We start from the raw sequence: 14,755 nt of genomic DNA on the forward strand, positions 1-14,755 counted from the left end.
CACTGTCTACTCGCGGGAATGGGAAGAGCCCTCGCCCTCGTTGATCCCGACATGACTCACGACTCGTCTCAGGACGCACTGCTGGCGCTGCTCTCCGAGACCAAGGCCGGCGTGCTGGTCACCCTCAAGCGCGACGGCCGGCCCCAGCTGTCGAACGTCAACCACGCCTACTACCCGGACGAGCGGATCATCCGCGTCTCGATCACGGACGACCGTGCCAAGACCCGCAATCTGCGCCGGGACCCCCGGGCGTCGTACCACGTGACCACCCCCGACGCCTGGGCGTACACGGTCGCCGAGGGCACGGCCCACCTCTCGCCCGTCGCGAAGGACCCGTACGACGACACGGTCGAGGAGCTGATCCGGCTCTACCGGGACGTGAGGGGCGAGCATCCCGACTGGGACGACTACCGGGCCGCGATGGTCCGCGACGGGCGGGTGGTGCTGCGTCTGAAGGTGGAGCGGGCTTACGGCATTCCCCGGCGCGCCGGCTAAGCGGCCTTGGTGAAGTCCGACGCGGTACCGCGCGACCGGCCCCCACCGGCCCGCGCCCGCGGCGGAGCCGCATATCGATACAGCATCACCGCGCTTCCAGCGGAGCACTCAGGCCGGTGCCGCGGGCCGCCTCGGCGATCAGCTGGTTGTTCTTCAGTACGTCCCAGGCCGCAGCCTGCGCCGCGAAGTCTGGGAGCACTCTGGCGAGGCCGTGCCCATGGGGACGACGATCCGCGTCGGCCACGGCGGTCTGCCACAGGTGTCGTGGGCTGTCGGTGTCGATGCTCATGCCGGGCAGGGTCGATCCTGGCACCGGTGTCGGATTCAAGTCGGTGTGCGGGGCACCGCGTTGATGTGCCGTCACATGCCGCTAGGGTTGATCAAACCTGGGACACGGACGGGGGAGTGCGCGGCATGGTGGATCCGATCTCGGTGGGCGCCATCGGCGCGGTGCTCGGAGCCGTCGGGACCGGTATGGCGAACGAAGCGGGCAAGTGGGCCTGGGAGTCGGCCGGTGGCCTGGTCCGCCGTATCGCCGGCCGGGAGGTACCCGCGCCCACCACGCCCGGCCAACTGGACGACGTGGCACGCCTGGTGCACGACCGCCTGCACGACGACCCCCGACTCGCCGCAGCCTGGGCCCTGTTCGCCCGCGGCATCCGGCGCCCCGAGGCGTCGGGCCGCCCGAGCCTCCCCGACGCGCCGCGCTTCTTCACGGACCGCCGACAGGCCCTGAAAACCCTCGACAAGGAGGCCAGGCGCGCCTTCGACGGACGTCCCCGCCGGGTCCTCCTGCACGGCCCCGAAGGCATCGGCACCAGCACCCTCGCCGTCCACTGGGGCTGGCGGCACACCAACCGCTTCCCCGACGGCCAGTTGTACGCCGATCTGCGCGCCCTCGCGCCGGAAGCGCTGCCCGGCACCCTGCTGCGCGGCCTCGGCCTGCCCGCCGAGGAGATACCCCCGGCCACCGAGGACCGCGCCGACCTCTTCCGGCGCTGCCTCGCCGACCGACGGCTGCTCCTCGTGCTCGACCACGCCCGGTCCGCCGCCCAGGTGCAGCCGCTGCTGACGTCGGCGCCCGGCGTGTTCACCATCGTCATCGCCCGGCACCGGCTCCTCGGCCTCGACGCCCTGCCGGTCCAGGTCGGCCCGCTGGCCCGCCGGGACGCCGAACGGCTGCTCACCGAGCTGGCCGGGAAACCCGCGGTCACCGCCGCCCGCGCCGCGCTGCCCGCCGTGCTCGACCGCTGCGCCGGCTCCCCGTACGCACTGCGCGCTGCCGCACCCCGCCTGGCCACGCCACCCGCAGAGGCCCACGCCGTGCCCGAGAACGACCCGGTCGGCGCCGCAGCCGCGGACTCCTACCACCTGCTGACACCGGAGGCGGCCCGCCTCTACCGCCTCGCATGCCTCCGCGACTGGCCCGCGCTCGACGCCGCGGCAGCTGCCCGCGCAGCGGACGTCACCGATGCCGCCGAGCTGCTGGACGAACTCACCGACGCACTCCTCCTCGAACGCACCGCCACCGGCCGCTACCGCTACCGCCCCGCCGTACGCGCCCACGCCGAACGCACGGCCGCCGCGGTCGACGGCATCGCGGCCTGCTCGGCGGCCGTCGCCCGCGTCATCGAGGGCTACCGGGACCTGGCGGTGGGCGCGGCCCGGGCGGCGCTGCCGGAGAGCTGGCGGGTCCCGGACGCCGACTCGCCGGTGTCCTTTCCGGACCGGGGCTCGGCCGTCGCCGCGCTGGCCGCCGAGGCGCCCAACCTCGTCGAAGCGGTGCGCACGGCCGACGACTTCGGCGACCGGGAGACCGTGGTCCTGCTCTGCCGGTCGCTGTGGCCGCTCCAGCTCAAGGCCGGACACCACGAGGTCCTGCTCCCCGCCCTGCGCATCGGCGCCCGCAGCGCCGACGCCCACTTCCCCGGCACCCGCACGGCCGGTTCGCTGCACGCCCAACTCGCCCACACTCTCACGGAGTTGCGCCACTGGGACGAGGCCGAACCGGAGGCCTTCGCCGCGGCCCGGGACGAGCAGACAGCCGGTCATCCACGCGGCCACGCCTCCGCCGTCGAGTTCCTCGGCCTGCTGCGGCTGCGCCAGTGGCGGTTCGACGACGCGTACGCCTGCTTCGAAGAGGCGGACACGCTCCTCGACGCCATCGGCCCCACCGACGAGGGAGCGGCCGATCTGCCGCGCGCCCGCGCCCTGTTGCAGCGCCACCGAGGACGGGCCCTGCGCGGCCTCGGCCGCCGTGACGAGGCCGTACGACGACTGGAACGCGCCCTGCGCTTCTTCCGCGACAGCGGCGAGGCCTACAACAGCGCCCGCACCCTCACCGACCTCGCCGAAACCCGCCTGGACGGCGACGAGTTCGACGCCGCGCTGCCGTTGATCGAGGAGGCACTCGCGGCGCTGGAGGGGGAGAACGCCGCGTATCACGTGGCCCATCTGCGCGGGCTGCGCGAGCGGTGCGTCACGCCGGAGTGACCGTCACCGGGTGGACGACCTCACCGGTGCGCACTGTCAGTCCCTGCACGACCAGCTCCTCCGACGACTTGCCCGCCGCGAGCCAGCCATGCAGCGCCGAGGCGTACACAGCCGGATCGGCGTCCGCGCCGGGCCCGGCGTCCAGGCGCAGCAGCGCCCCTGCCCGCGTGCGCACCACGCAGGCCCCGCGGCCGGTGACATAGGCGGCGAGCGCGCAGTACCGATGCCGTTCCAGGACTTCCGCCGTCCAGTCGGCCGGGGATCCGAAGCGCGGGTCGTCGGCGTCTCCGTACCGGAACACCACATCCGCGTATGGCAGTTGATCGGCCTCTCGGGTGTCCTCGTCGACGGCGGTGTGCGCCTCGCCCGCCTCGTCGTCCCGCGGATGCGGGCCCGCGTACCGGGTGACCGCGATCTCGCCGGAGCCCAGCAGCCGGGTGAGCACCAGCAACGGCACGGTGGGGGCGGGTGGTTCGCAGGGCGGGAGGGGGAGCGGTTCGAGGCGCGCGGGCTCGTCGGGTTCGGGGATGCCGATGGCGTCGTAGAAGAGCCGGCGGAGCCGGGTTGCGGACTCGCCGGGTGCGGAGCTGGTGAACTCGGCCCGTTGGGGCTGTGGTTGGTGGTGATCGAGCAGTGCTTCCACCTGCGGGCGCAGGGGGAGCCCGGGGTCCAGGCGGGGTGCGGTGCGGACGAACTCGTACACCGGGGCGTCCGGCGCGAGACCGGAGAGGGGTGCGGTGCCCAGGAGCACGGGTACGCCGAGTGCGGCGGCGTAGTACGTGACCGAGCCGTGGTCGCCGATCACCGTGTCGGCGGCGATCAGTGCCTGTCGCCAGCCGTCCAGTGGGTCGATCAGGGCCAGCCCCGCGCGCCGGGCGCGGTTGAGCCAGGCGCGGATCTGGCCGGGCCCGTGACCGTGCCAGACGTTGGGGTGCAGGACGGCCGCGAGACGGTACTGGTCGGCCGGGAACTCCGAGGTCAGGCGGGGGAGGAGGGAGGGCAGTACGTCATCGCCGCCGTCGCCGAAGAGCGACTCGGGGTTCCATGTGGAGCTGAGGACGATCAGGCGTTGCCCCCTGCCGACGCCGAGAGCCCGGCGGAAGCGGTCGCGATACGGGCGGGCCGCCAGCATGCGGTCCCAGCAGGGGTCCCCGGCGAGTGCGGCCGTCGGCGCGGCTTCGGGGCAGACGGTGCGCAGTCGCTCGTACTGCTCGGGGTGCGAGAGCACGAGCACGTCCGCGACGGGCTTGCCGTTCTCGTCGAGCAGCCACTCCGGCGACATCCCGAAGACCGGCGCTTCCTCGGCGACCCCGCTCGTCGGGTGTCGGGTGTCGGGTGTCGGGTGTCGGGTGTCGGGTGTCGGGTGTCGGGTGTCGGGTGTCGGGTGTCGGGTGTCGGGTGTCGGGTGTCGGGTGTCGGGTGTCGGGTGTCGGGTGTCGGGTGTCGGGTGTCGGGTGTCGGGTGTCGGGTGTCGGGTGTCGGGTGTCGGGTGTCGGGTGTCGGGTGTCGGGTGTCGGGTGTCGGGTGTCGGGTGTCGGGTGTCGGGTGTCGGGTGTCGGGTGTCGGGTGTCGGGTGTCGGGTGTCGGGTGTCGCCAGCCTCTTAGCATATCCGATGCCGTGCGACAACACGGTCAATACGCCGGAAATCGACCGTAGTTGACCGCCGAAGCTCGCTGAGACGGCAAGTGAGATCGGCACCTCGACCGCTTGCTCCCACGGCAGGACCGGCACTCCGGTGTCCGCCAGCAACTCCGCGAGGCCCGCCCGGAACGCCGACGACCCCGGACTGGTCGCCAGCAACTGCACCCGCAGGTCGTCGTGGAACAGTGGCAGGACGTCGAGAAGGCGGGTCGCCGCGGTCACGTTGTGGACGACCAGGAGCACCTTGCGGGTGCCGCCGCGCGTGGCCCACCGCGCCGCGTCGTCGCCGACCGGCACCCGTATCCACCCGGCCCCCGTCACGCCCTCGCCCGCCTCTCGTCCCCGCTCATGCGATCGGGCAACGATAGTGCCTGCCCTTACCGCAGTGCGCGCAGGGCCTTTCCGCATGCTCGGCCCTTGATGGCCGTACCGCGGTTGACGTCGGACCACGTGCCGGCTGTGCTTGCCGCCCGCCCCGCCCGGAGCTAACCTCCGCGCGAGATCAACGGAGCCCATGTGGTGATCTACACACGCGACGCCGAGGCGGACCGCGCCTTCATCCGGGACGTTCTGGGCTGGTCGCACGTCGACGCCGGACACGGCTGGCTCATCTTCAAGGCGCCGCCCGCGGAGGTCCCGGGTGGAGGCGAGGTGGGGTTGTACGAGCCACGTCATCCGCGCGCCTAGCTCCGGCCGTCTCCTGCCCCAGGTCTCAAGCCACCCTGCGAACTCGGCTGCCCCGTCAAGCCAGTTGAAGTCGGCGAGGGCCGCCTCGTGCCCCCGCTTCGACCAGCTCGGGCGCAGTTCGGCGTCGGTGCTCGGCCGCCTTATGGCCTCCGCCGCTGCGAGTGGATCCTTGTGCGGGACAATGAGACCGCAGCCGTACCGCTGAAACGGGTGGCATGGACGTGGACGCCACTGCTGGTGTCCGGCTGATGCCCGGGGTGCGCGGGCCGATGTTGGTCATTTGGGGCGGGGTGGAGGGGTGTGGTCGGTAGCGAATGATCTGGTCGGCGATCATCTTCGGCCCTTCCTGCGTGGAGGGGATCAGTTGTTCGCCAATCGCTGTCACGTGCCACTCGGGGTGTGGGGCTGGGGTTAGCTTCGGCCCGTCGAGATCATCACAGGTGGGCAGGGGTGCATGGCGATGGGCAAGCGGGTGCGGATCGGGAACGTGCCTGCCGCGCACAATCGGCGGGCCGAGCGGAAGAAGGCCAATGACCAACGCCGACGGCAGCGTTCGCATCGCCCTCGGCCTTGGCCCCTCCTCCACCGACGACGCCTGTTCCCCGCACATCGCGCTTGGTACCGACGACGCGGTCGCGAAGCCCGCGCCTCCCGAGCCTCCGAGGGCTGGAAGCCGGCGGTGAGTTGGCGACGTACCGGGAGCTCGGGATTCTCTACGACCGGGACGCGGAGGGCGAGTTCTGCCACTGCTATACGCGGACGATCGGGCGGGTCTTCTTCGAACTGGTCCAGCGGGACGGCGGCTACCGGGGCTACACCCAGAACGCGCCGGTGCGGCTGGCGGCGCAGCATGTGGTGATGGGGGTCATTGGCGGCTGACGGTCCTGGTCACGCCGGTGACGACGGTCGTGGCGAGGATCCAGCCGGTGATGATGAGGACGTAGGACAGCCACTGGTACCCGCCTTTCGGGGCGAAGGCGCTCTCCTGTCCGAAGGAGATCACCGGCAGGAGCAGGTCGAGCGTGTAGAACACCGGGTTGAAGGGCGGGACCTCGGACGCCTTCAGCGGCGGCGGATGGTGCAGCGCATACGCGATCGAGCCGACGGCGAGCAGGGAGAGCAGCCAGCCGAAGGCGCGCAAGGGGCGGAAACCGTAGCCGACCGTGGCGTCCTGGACGTGGCCCCACAGGCGTCCGTACCAGCTGAGCGTGGAGCGCTGCCGGCGCTGTTTGGCGAGCTGGACGAGCCTGGCCGCGTGGTCGTCGCCGATGCGACGGTAGGCAGCGGTCAACTGCTCGTAGGCGTGTGGGACATAGCCCTCGACGTCCCGCTCCAGCATGGGCAGACGGCGCTCGGCCGGCTCGTGCGGGGTGAGGGACGTATAGGCGAGGTTGTCGAGACGGAGCCGGTCCGGGACCACCTCCGGCTCCAGGAACAGGACGTCGATCTGGGCGCGGCGCAGGTTCAGGGTGCCTTGCGGGGGTGGGCCCTTGCGCAGCCACAGCTCCCCGATGGTGCAACTGCTCGCCCGTAGCGCGGCATCGCCCGGATTCGACAGGCGCGCGTACGACAGGTCGAGGCGGCCGGCGATACGGGCGCCCTTCAGGCCGATCCAGCCACGTGTGTGCGCGCGCTTCAGTGCGAGGTCTCCCCCTACGGTGAGGGCCATCGCGTCGAGGGCGGCGTCGCCCGGGTTCTCGCACTGCGCGTCGGTCAGGTTGACCGTCCCGGTGACGTTCGCGCCGTTGAGACGTATCTGGCCGTGGGTCACCAGCCCGGGTGCCCACAGGTCGGCCCCGAGAGCCGCCTGGTTGAGCTGGAGCACCGGCTCCTCGGCGTCCGGCGCGTTGATCTGCGCGCTCTCCATGTACAGGCTCCCGGCGAGCTGTGCCCCGCCGAGCCGCACCGGTCCTCGGAACACAGTTCGCGTCGTCCGCAGGGTGCCGTCCACCCGCAGGGCCTGGGCGGTGAGCCCGGGCAGGTCGGACTCGCTGAGGTTGAGCTCGCGGAGCCGGGCGGCGTAGAGCCGTGGGGTCTCGTCGAAGTGGCAGCGTCTGAGCCGCACGGGGTGGTCGATCGTCGCGTACTGAAGGTCGAGCACTCCGGTGATGCGAGCCCCCGCAAGCTTCAGCGACGCTATTTCACCGTCCTCCTGGGGGCCGTTGAGAAGCAGCGACCTCAACACGGCCGCGCGGACGGTGCGTTCCGGACCCCAGGCCGCTCCGTTCCCCGCGTCCTCGCCGGCGGCGGAACGGAAGTCCACGGACTCCCCGTGGGAAAAGGCCTGCCACGCGCGCAGTTCGGTCGGCGTCAGATCGTTGGGCTCCATCGTCGGCGACTCTGACCTGACCGAACCACGCGTGTCAACAACGTACTTACGGCCGTACGTTCCATTCGGCGACGACCGGCCGACCGTGCTCCGTGGACAGCCGGCTCACCGTTCCCGTCGCCAGCTGGAACAGCCGTCCCTCCGCGGGCGAAAGCCCCAGCCGCCGTGCGGTCAGGACCCGGAGGAAGTGGGCGTGGGCCACGAGGATCACGTCTCCGCCGACGAGCGCGTCGTCGACCCGGGACAGCACGCGGTCCGCGCGAGCGCCGACCTCGGCCGGTGACTCGCCGGGATGCCCGGCCGGGCCCGGTGGCACGCCGTCCGTCCACAGGTACCAGTCGGGGCGGGTGCGGTGTATGTCGACGGTGGCGACGCCCTCGTACGCGCCGTAGTCCCACTCGTGCAGATCCTCGTCGGGCACGACGTCGGACAGGCCCGCCAGTTCGGCGGTGTGGATCGCACGGTGCAGCGGGCTGGACAGCGCCAGGGAGAAGGTCCGGTGCGAGAGGAGCGGGGCGAGAGACTTGGCCTCTTCCTCGCCGTGCCCGGTGAGGGGCAGGTCGGTCCAGCTGGTGTGCCGGCCCGACACGCTCCACTCCGTCTCACCGTGGCGGACCAGCAGGAGATCTCCCACGGCCGGCTACTCCTTCGGCTCGACGGCGTGGCCGCCGAACTGGTTGCGCAGCGCCGCGATCATCTTCATCTGCGGCGAGTCGTCCTGGCGCGAGGCGAACCGCGCGAACAGGGAGGCCGTGATGGCGGGCAGCGGGACCGAGTTGTCGATGGCGGCCTCCACGGTCCAGCGGCCCTCGCCGGAGTCCTCCGCGTAGCCGCGCAGCTTGTCCAGGTGCTCGTCCTGGTCGAGGGCGTTGACGGCGAGGTCGAGCAGCCAGGAGCGGATGACCGTGCCCTCCTGCCAGGACCGGAAGACCTCGCGCACGTCGGTCACGGAGTCGACGGCCTCCAGCAGCTCCCAGCCCTCGGCGTAGGCCTGCATCATGGCGTACTCGATGCCGTTGTGGACCATCTTCGAGAAGTGGCCCGCGCCCACCTTGCCCGCGTGGACATAGCCGTACGGGCCTTCGGGCTTGAGTGCCTCGAAGACGGGCTGGAGCCGGTCCACGTGCTCCTTGTCGCCGCCGACCATCAGGGCGTAGCCGTTCTCCAGGCCCCACACGCCGCCGGAGACACCGGCGTCGACGAAGCCGATGCCCTTGGCGCCGAGTTCCTCGGCGTGCCGCTCGTCGTCGGTCCAGCGGGAGTTGCCGCCGTCGACGACGATGTCGCCGGGCTGGAGGAGGTCGCCGAGTTCGTCGACGACGGACTGGGTGGGGGCGCCGGCCGGGACCATCACCCAGATGGTGCGCGGCGCTTCGAGCCGCTCGACCAGTTCGGTCAGGCTGCTGACGTCGGAGACCTCGGGGTTGCGGTCGTAGCCGACGACGGTGTGGCCGGCGCGGCGGATCCGCTCGCGCATGTTGCCGCCCATCTTGCCGAGGCCGATGAGCCCCAGTTGCATCGGTGCCATGGTCAGTTCTCTTCCTTGAGTTCGCGGTAGGCGGCCACGAGGGCGGCGGTGGAGGGGTCGAGGCCGGGGACGTCTGTGCCCTCGGTCAGTGCGGGCTCCACCCGCTTGGCGAGGACCTTGCCGAGTTCGACGCCCCACTGGTCGAAGGAGTCGATGTGCCAGATCGCGCCCTGTACGAACACCTTGTGCTCGTACAGCGCGACCAGCTGGCCGAGGACCGACGGGGTCAGCTCGGGGGCGAGGATCGTGGTGGTCGGGTGGTTGCCGAGGAAGGTGCGGTGCGGGATCTGCTCCTCGGGCACGCCCTCCGCGCGGACCTCGTCGGCGGTCTTGCCGAAGGCGAGTGCCTGTCCCTGCGCGAACAGGTTGGCCATCAACAGGTCGTGTTGGGCCCCCAGTTCGTCACTCAGCTCGCCGACCGGCCGGGCGAAGCCGATCAGGTCGGCGGGGATCAGCCGGGTGCCCTGGTGGATCAGCTGGTAGTAGGCGTGCTGTCCGTTGGTGCCGGGCGTGCCCCACACCACCGGACCGGTGGTCCAGCCCACCGTGTGCCCGTCCCGGTCGACCGACTTGCCGTTGGACTCCATGTCCAGCTGCTGCAAGTAGGCGGTGAACTTGGAGAGGTAGTGGCTGTACGGCAGCACCGCGTGCGACTCGGCCTCGAAGAAGTTGCCGTACCAGACGCCCAGCAGGCCCATGATCAGCGGGGCGTTGGCCTCGGCGGGCGCGTTCTTGAAGTGCTCGTCGACGATGCGGAAGCCGTCGAGCATCTCCCGGAACCGGTCCGGGCCGATGGCGATCATCAGGGAGAGCCCGATCGCCGAGTCGTACGAGTACCGTCCGCCGACCCAGTCCCAGAACTCGAACATGTTGTCCGGGTCGATACCGAACTCGGTGACCTTCCCGCCGTTCGTCGACAGGGCGACGAAGTGCCGGGCCACCGCCTTGTCGTCGCCGCCCAGCCCGGCGAGCAGCCAGGACCGCGCCGACTTGGCGTTGGTGATCGTCTCGATCGTGGTGAACGTCTTCGACGCGACGATGAACAGCGTCTCCGCGGGGTCCAGGTCGCGCACGGCCTCGTGCAGGTCGGCGCCGTCGACGTTCGACACGAAGCGGAACGTCAACTCCCGTGCGGTGTACGGGCGCAGCGCCTCGTACGCCATCGCCGGGCCGAGGTCGGAGCCGCCGATGCCGATGTTGACCACGTTCTTGATGCGCTTGCCGGTGTGGCCGGTCCACTCGCCCGAGCGGACGCGGTTCGCGAAGTCGGCCATCTTGTCGAGGACGGCGTGCACGCCCGGGACGACGTTCTCGCCGTCGACCTCGATCACCGCGTCCCGCGGGGCGCGCAGCGCGGTGTGCAGCACGGCGCGGTCCTCGGTGATGTTGATGCGGTCACCGCGGAACATGGCGTCGCGCAGCCCGAACACCTCGGTGGCGGTGGCGAGTTCCTGGAGCAGGGCCAGCGTCTCGTCGGTGATCAGATGCTTGGAGTAGTCGATGCGCAGATCGCCGACGCGTACGACGTACCGCTCCGCGCGCCCGGGATCGTCCGCGAACAGCTCACGCAGCCGGGGACGTTGCAGCGCGTCGGCGCGGTGGTCCTCCAGGGCCGTCCACTCGGGTCGCCTGGTCGGCTTGGGAAAGTCAGACATGGGAGACGGTCTCCTTGGTGCCCCGAGGGGGCGTCTGATGGATCTTGCCGGTGTCGCGGGGTCTGGCACGCACATCTGCGGCGTTGTCGTCGGTCTCCCCCACTCTCGGCTTCGCTCGAGCGGGAGGGACCCCCACTGGCTCCGCCATGACTCCCTCCTCCGCCTTGCAGCTGCACGCTCCCCCACGCTCGAACCGGCTTCGCTCGGCTCGCGCGGGAGGTACCCCATCGCCCCCGCTCGGCGGGGTTATGAGCTGCCGTCGTTCAGGGCCGGCCTGATCCATCAGACCCCCCCTCGCCACGCAGGGCGATGGCGTACATCTCGTCCGCGTCGAGGCGCCGCAGCTCCTCGGCGATGAGTTCGGAGGTGGTGCGGACCTTCAGCGCGAGGGTGCGTGAGGGCTGGCCGGGCAGCGACAGCGTGGCCAGCGGGCTCTCGGGACGGTCGATGACGATCTCGCCGTTCGCGGTGCCGAGGCGGACCGCCGTGACGAGTGGACCGGCGGTGACGACGCGGTCGACCGTGACGCCGAGGCGGGCCTCCAGCCAGCGGGCCAGCAGCTCGGCCGCCGGGTTCTCCTCCTCGGCCTCCACGGCCGCCGAGGTCACCTCCACCCGGGCCTGGTCGAGGGCAGCGGCCAGCATCGAGCGCCACGGGGTCAGCCGGGTCCAGGCGAGGTCGGTGTCACCGGGCGCGTAGGAGCGGACCCGGGTCTCCAGGACCTGCAGCGGGTCGTCCACGGCGTACAGGTCGGTGATCCGGCGCTGGGCCAGCGCGCCCAGCGGGTCCTTCGCCGGGTTCTCGGGCGCCTCCGCCGGCCACCACACCACGACCGGCGCGTCCGGCAGCAGCAGCGGCAGGACGACGGAGTCGGCGTGGTCGGACACCTCGCCGTACGTCCGCAGGACCACCGTCTCGCCGGTACCCGCGTCGGCGCCCACCCGCACCTCGGCGTCGAGGTGGGACGCGGTGCGGTCGCGCGGGGTGCGGGCGTGCCGCTTGATGACGACCAGGGTGCGCGCGGGGTGCTCGTGCGAGGCCTCCTCGGCCGCCTTGATCGCGTCGTAGGCGTTCTCCTCGTCCGTGACGATGACCATCGTCAGGACCATGCCCACCGCGGGTGTGCCGATGGCGCGGCGGCCCTGCACCAGCGCCTTGTTGATCTTGCTTGCCGTGGTGTCGGTCAGGTCGATCTTCATGGCCTGCGCCAGCTCCGTCCGTCTCGTGCGAGCATCTCGTCGGCTTCCTCGGGTCCCCAGCTGCCCGAGGCGTACTGCGCGGGCCTGCCGTGGTTCGCCCAGTACTTCTCGATCGGATCGAGGATCTTCCAGGACTCTTCCACTTCCTGGTGACGGGGGAACAGGTTGGCGTCGCCCAGAAGGACGTCGAGGATGAGCCGCTCGTACGCCTCCGGACTGGACTCCGTGAACGATTCGCCGTACGCGAAGTCCATCGACACGTCCCGGATCTCCATCGAGGTGCCCGGCACCTTCGACCCGAACCGGACCGTCATGCCCTCGTCGGGCTGGACACGGATGACGATCGCGTTCTGGCCGAGTTCCTCGGTCGCCGTCGAGTCGAACGGCGAGTGGGGTGCCCGCTTGAAGACGACCGCGATCTCGGTGACGCGGCGGCCCAGCCGCTTGCCGGTGCGCAGATAGAAGGGGATACCCGCCCAGCGCCGGTTGTCGACCTCCAGCTTGATCGCCGCATAGGTGTCGGTCGCCGACTTGGAGTCGATGCCGTCCTCCTGGAGGTACCCGGGCACCTTCGCGCCGCCCTGCCAGCCCTCCGCGTACTGGGCGCGGACCGTGTGCTCGCCCAGGTTCTCCGGCAGCCGCACGGACTTCAGGACCTTCAGCTTCTCGGTCAGCAGCGACTCCGCGTCGAACGCGATGGGCTCCTCCATCGCGGTGAGCGCCATCAGCTGCAGCAGGTGGTTCTGGATGACGTCTCGGGCGGCGCCGATGCCGTCGTAGTAACCGGCTCGCCCCCCGATACCGATGTCCTCGGCCATCGTGATCTGGATGTGGTCCACGTACGACCGGTTCCAGATCGGCTCGTACATCTGGTTGGCGAAACGGAGCGCCAGGATGTTCTGGACGGTCTCCTTGCCGAGGTAGTGGTCGATGCGGAAGACCTGGTCCGGCTCGAACACGTCGTGCACGATCGCGTTCAGCTCACGGGCGCTGGTGAGGTCGTGGCCGAACGGCTTCTCGATCACCGCGCGCCGCCACGAGCCCTCGGGCGCGTTCGCCAGACCGTGCTTCTTCAGCTGCTGGACGACCTTCGGGAAGAACTTCGGCGGTACGGAGAGATAGAAGGCGTAGTTGCCACTGGTGCCCCGCGAGGCGTCCAACTCGTCGACTGCGGAACGGAGTTGCTTGAACGCCTGGTCGTCGTCGAAGTCGCCGGGGATGAACCGCATGCCCTCGGCGAGCTGATGCCAGACCTCCTCGCGGAACTCCGTACGCGCATGCTCGCGGACCGAGTCGTGCACGACCTGCGCGAAGTCCTGGTCCTCCCAGTCCCGCCGGGCGAAGCCGACGAGGGAGAAGCCCGGCGGGAGCATCCCGCGGTTGGCGAGGTCGTACACCGCCGGCATCAGCTTCTTGCGGGACAGGTCGCCGGTGACGCCGAAGATGACGAGCCCGGACGGGCCCGCGATCCGCGGGAGCCGGCGGTCACGGGCATCACGCAGCGGGTTGGACCGGTCGACCTCGGTCAGTTCCTCGCTCATTCCCCGTCGACCCCCTTGCTGCTCAGCGACTTCGCCACGGCGTCCAGCAGGTCCTGCCAGGCCACCGCGAACTTGGCGACGCCCTCGTCCTCCAGCTGCTGCACGACCTCGTCGTACGAGATCCCGAGCGTCTCTACGGCGGCCAGGTCGGCGCGTGCCTGGGCGTAGCCGCCGCTCACCGTGTCGCCGGTGATCACGCCGTGGTCGGCGGTGGCGTTCAGCGTGGCCTCCGGCATCGTGTTGACGGTGCCGGGCGCGACCAGCTCGTCGACGTACAGCGTGTCCTTGTACGCCGGGTCCTTCACGCCGGTCGAGGCCCACAGCGGGCGCTGCTTGTTGGCGCGGGCGCCGGCGAGGCCGGTCCAGCGGGTGCCGCCGCGTGCTGAATTGTCGGCAGAGCCGAACCTGTCCTCGTACGCCTCATAGGCGAGCCGGGCATTGGCGAGCGCCGCCTTGCCCTTCAGGCCGAGGGCCTCGTCGGTGCCCAGCACCGTCAGTCGCTTGTCGATCTCGCTGTCGACGCGGGAGACGAAGAAGGAGGCCACGGAGTGGATGGCGGCGAGGTCGAGGCCCTTGGCGGCGGCCTTCTCCAGGCCCGCCAGGTAGGCGTCCATGACCTCGCGGTACCGCTCCAGCGAGAAGATCAGCGTGACATTGACGCTGATACCGAGGCCGATGACCTCGGTGATCGCCGGGAGACCGGCCTTCGTCGCCGGAATCTTGATCATCACGTTGGGGCGGTCGACCAGCCAGGCAAGCTGCTTGGCCTCGGCGACGGTCGCCTTGGTGTCGTGCGCCAGCCGCGGGTCGACCTCGATGGAGACCCGGCCGTCCCGTCCGCCGGTCGCGTCGTACACCGGCCGCAGGATGTCGGCGGCGGCACGGACGTCGGCGGTGGTCATCATCCGTACGGCCTCGTCGACCGTGACACCGCGCGCGGCGAGGTCGGAGAGCTGCTCCTCGTACCCCTCACCCGAGCCGATCGCGGCCTGGAAGATCGACGGGTTGGTGGTGACGCCGACGACGTGCTTGCCGGCGATGAGTTCGGCGAGGTTGCCCGAGGTGATCCGCTTGCGGGACAGGTCGTCCAGCCAGATGGAGACGCCCTCGTCGGACAGGCGCCGGAGGGCTTCCGCGGTGGCGGTCGCTTCGATGGTCACAGTGTCATCCTCTTTCTGGCGATCGG

The 14,755-nt window shown here is 70.8% G+C and carries 11 protein-coding genes and 2 pseudogenes; 4 read left to right on the forward strand and 9 right to left on the reverse strand.

Translation table 11 applies throughout. The annotated features are described in order from the left end of the window. Positions 1 to 51: 51 nt before the first annotated feature. Positions 52 to 495: a PPOX class F420-dependent oxidoreductase gene (locus QQY66_RS42220; protein ID WP_301985701.1), complete on the forward strand. Its 444-nt coding sequence runs from the start codon at positions 52 to 54 to the stop codon at positions 493 to 495. Between the two features lie 100 nt (positions 496 to 595). Here the strand turns inward: QQY66_RS42220 and QQY66_RS42225 are convergent. Next, positions 596 to 685: pseudogene (locus QQY66_RS42225) on the reverse strand (NAD(P)-dependent oxidoreductase); the annotation flags it as partial. 224 nt (positions 686 to 909) lie between these two features. Here QQY66_RS42225 and QQY66_RS42230 point away from each other — a divergent pair. Further along, on the forward strand, positions 910 to 2,988 hold the full coding sequence (locus tag QQY66_RS42230) for a tetratricopeptide repeat protein (protein ID WP_301985702.1): 2,079 nt from the start codon (positions 910 to 912) through the stop codon (positions 2,986 to 2,988). Here QQY66_RS42230 and QQY66_RS42235 read toward each other — a convergent pair. Continuing rightward, positions 2,975 to 4,951 (reverse strand): hypothetical protein, encoded by a 1,977-nt coding sequence (locus tag QQY66_RS42235; RefSeq protein WP_301985703.1) that lies wholly within the window; start codon positions 4,949 to 4,951, stop codon positions 2,975 to 2,977. The genes QQY66_RS42230 and QQY66_RS42235 overlap by 14 nt on opposite strands. A gap of 198 nt (positions 4,952 to 5,149) precedes the next feature. Here QQY66_RS42235 and QQY66_RS42240 point away from each other — a divergent pair, with 198 nt between their 5' ends. Together QQY66_RS42240 and QQY66_RS42245 are read left to right on the forward strand one after the other, a co-directional pair. Beyond that, positions 5,150 to 5,317, forward strand: coding sequence for a hypothetical protein (locus tag QQY66_RS42240; RefSeq protein ID WP_301985704.1), 168 nt, complete (start codon positions 5,150 to 5,152; stop codon positions 5,315 to 5,317). Positions 5,318 to 5,841: 524 nt separating this feature from the next. Further along, positions 5,842 to 6,196 (forward strand): annotated as a pseudogene (locus QQY66_RS42245) (sugar phosphate isomerase/epimerase and 4-hydroxyphenylpyruvate domain-containing protein); the annotation flags it as partial. Here QQY66_RS42245 and QQY66_RS42250 read toward each other — a convergent pair. The 7 genes from QQY66_RS42250 to tal form a co-directional block, all read right to left on the reverse strand. After that, positions 6,183 to 7,646 carry a membrane-associated oxidoreductase gene (locus tag QQY66_RS42250; RefSeq protein ID WP_301985705.1) on the reverse strand — a complete coding sequence of 488 codons (1,464 nt, stop codon included), beginning with the start codon at positions 7,644 to 7,646 and terminating at the stop codon, positions 6,183 to 6,185. The pseudogene QQY66_RS42245 and the gene QQY66_RS42250 overlap by 14 nt on opposite strands. Positions 7,647 to 7,692: 46 nt before the next feature. Then, positions 7,693 to 8,280 (reverse strand): histidine phosphatase family protein, encoded by a 588-nt coding sequence (locus QQY66_RS42255; RefSeq protein WP_301985706.1) that lies wholly within the window; start codon positions 8,278 to 8,280, stop codon positions 7,693 to 7,695. A gap of 6 nt (positions 8,281 to 8,286) precedes the next feature. Next, the gene (gene gnd / locus QQY66_RS42260) at positions 8,287 to 9,165 is read right to left on the reverse strand and encodes a phosphogluconate dehydrogenase (NAD(+)-dependent, decarboxylating) (protein ID WP_301987678.1); all 879 of its coding nucleotides are present in this window, start codon (positions 9,163 to 9,165) and stop codon (positions 8,287 to 8,289) included. 11 nt (positions 9,166 to 9,176) lie between these two features. After that, positions 9,177 to 10,829, reverse strand: coding sequence for a glucose-6-phosphate isomerase (gene pgi / locus QQY66_RS42265; protein WP_301985707.1), 1,653 nt, complete (start codon positions 10,827 to 10,829; stop codon positions 9,177 to 9,179). Between the two features lie 263 nt (positions 10,830 to 11,092). Next, a complete protein-coding gene (gene opcA / locus QQY66_RS42270) occupies positions 11,093 to 12,028 on the reverse strand; it encodes a glucose-6-phosphate dehydrogenase assembly protein OpcA (RefSeq protein WP_301985708.1) in 936 nt (311 codons plus the stop codon). Further along, positions 12,025 to 13,569 (reverse strand): glucose-6-phosphate dehydrogenase, encoded by a 1,545-nt coding sequence (gene zwf, locus QQY66_RS42275; protein ID WP_301985709.1) that lies wholly within the window; start codon positions 13,567 to 13,569, stop codon positions 12,025 to 12,027. Before zwf ends, opcA begins: the two co-directional genes overlap by 4 nt. Further along, the gene (gene tal, locus QQY66_RS42280; RefSeq protein WP_301985710.1) at positions 13,566 to 14,729 is read right to left on the reverse strand and encodes a transaldolase; all 1,164 of its coding nucleotides are present in this window, start codon (positions 14,727 to 14,729) and stop codon (positions 13,566 to 13,568) included. Before tal ends, zwf begins: the two co-directional genes overlap by 4 nt. Positions 14,730 to 14,755: the final 26 nt, after the last annotated feature.

The sequence above is a fragment of the Streptomyces sp. DG2A-72 genome (assembly GCF_030499575.1).
Classification (GTDB): domain Bacteria; phylum Actinomycetota; class Actinomycetes; order Streptomycetales; family Streptomycetaceae; genus Streptomyces.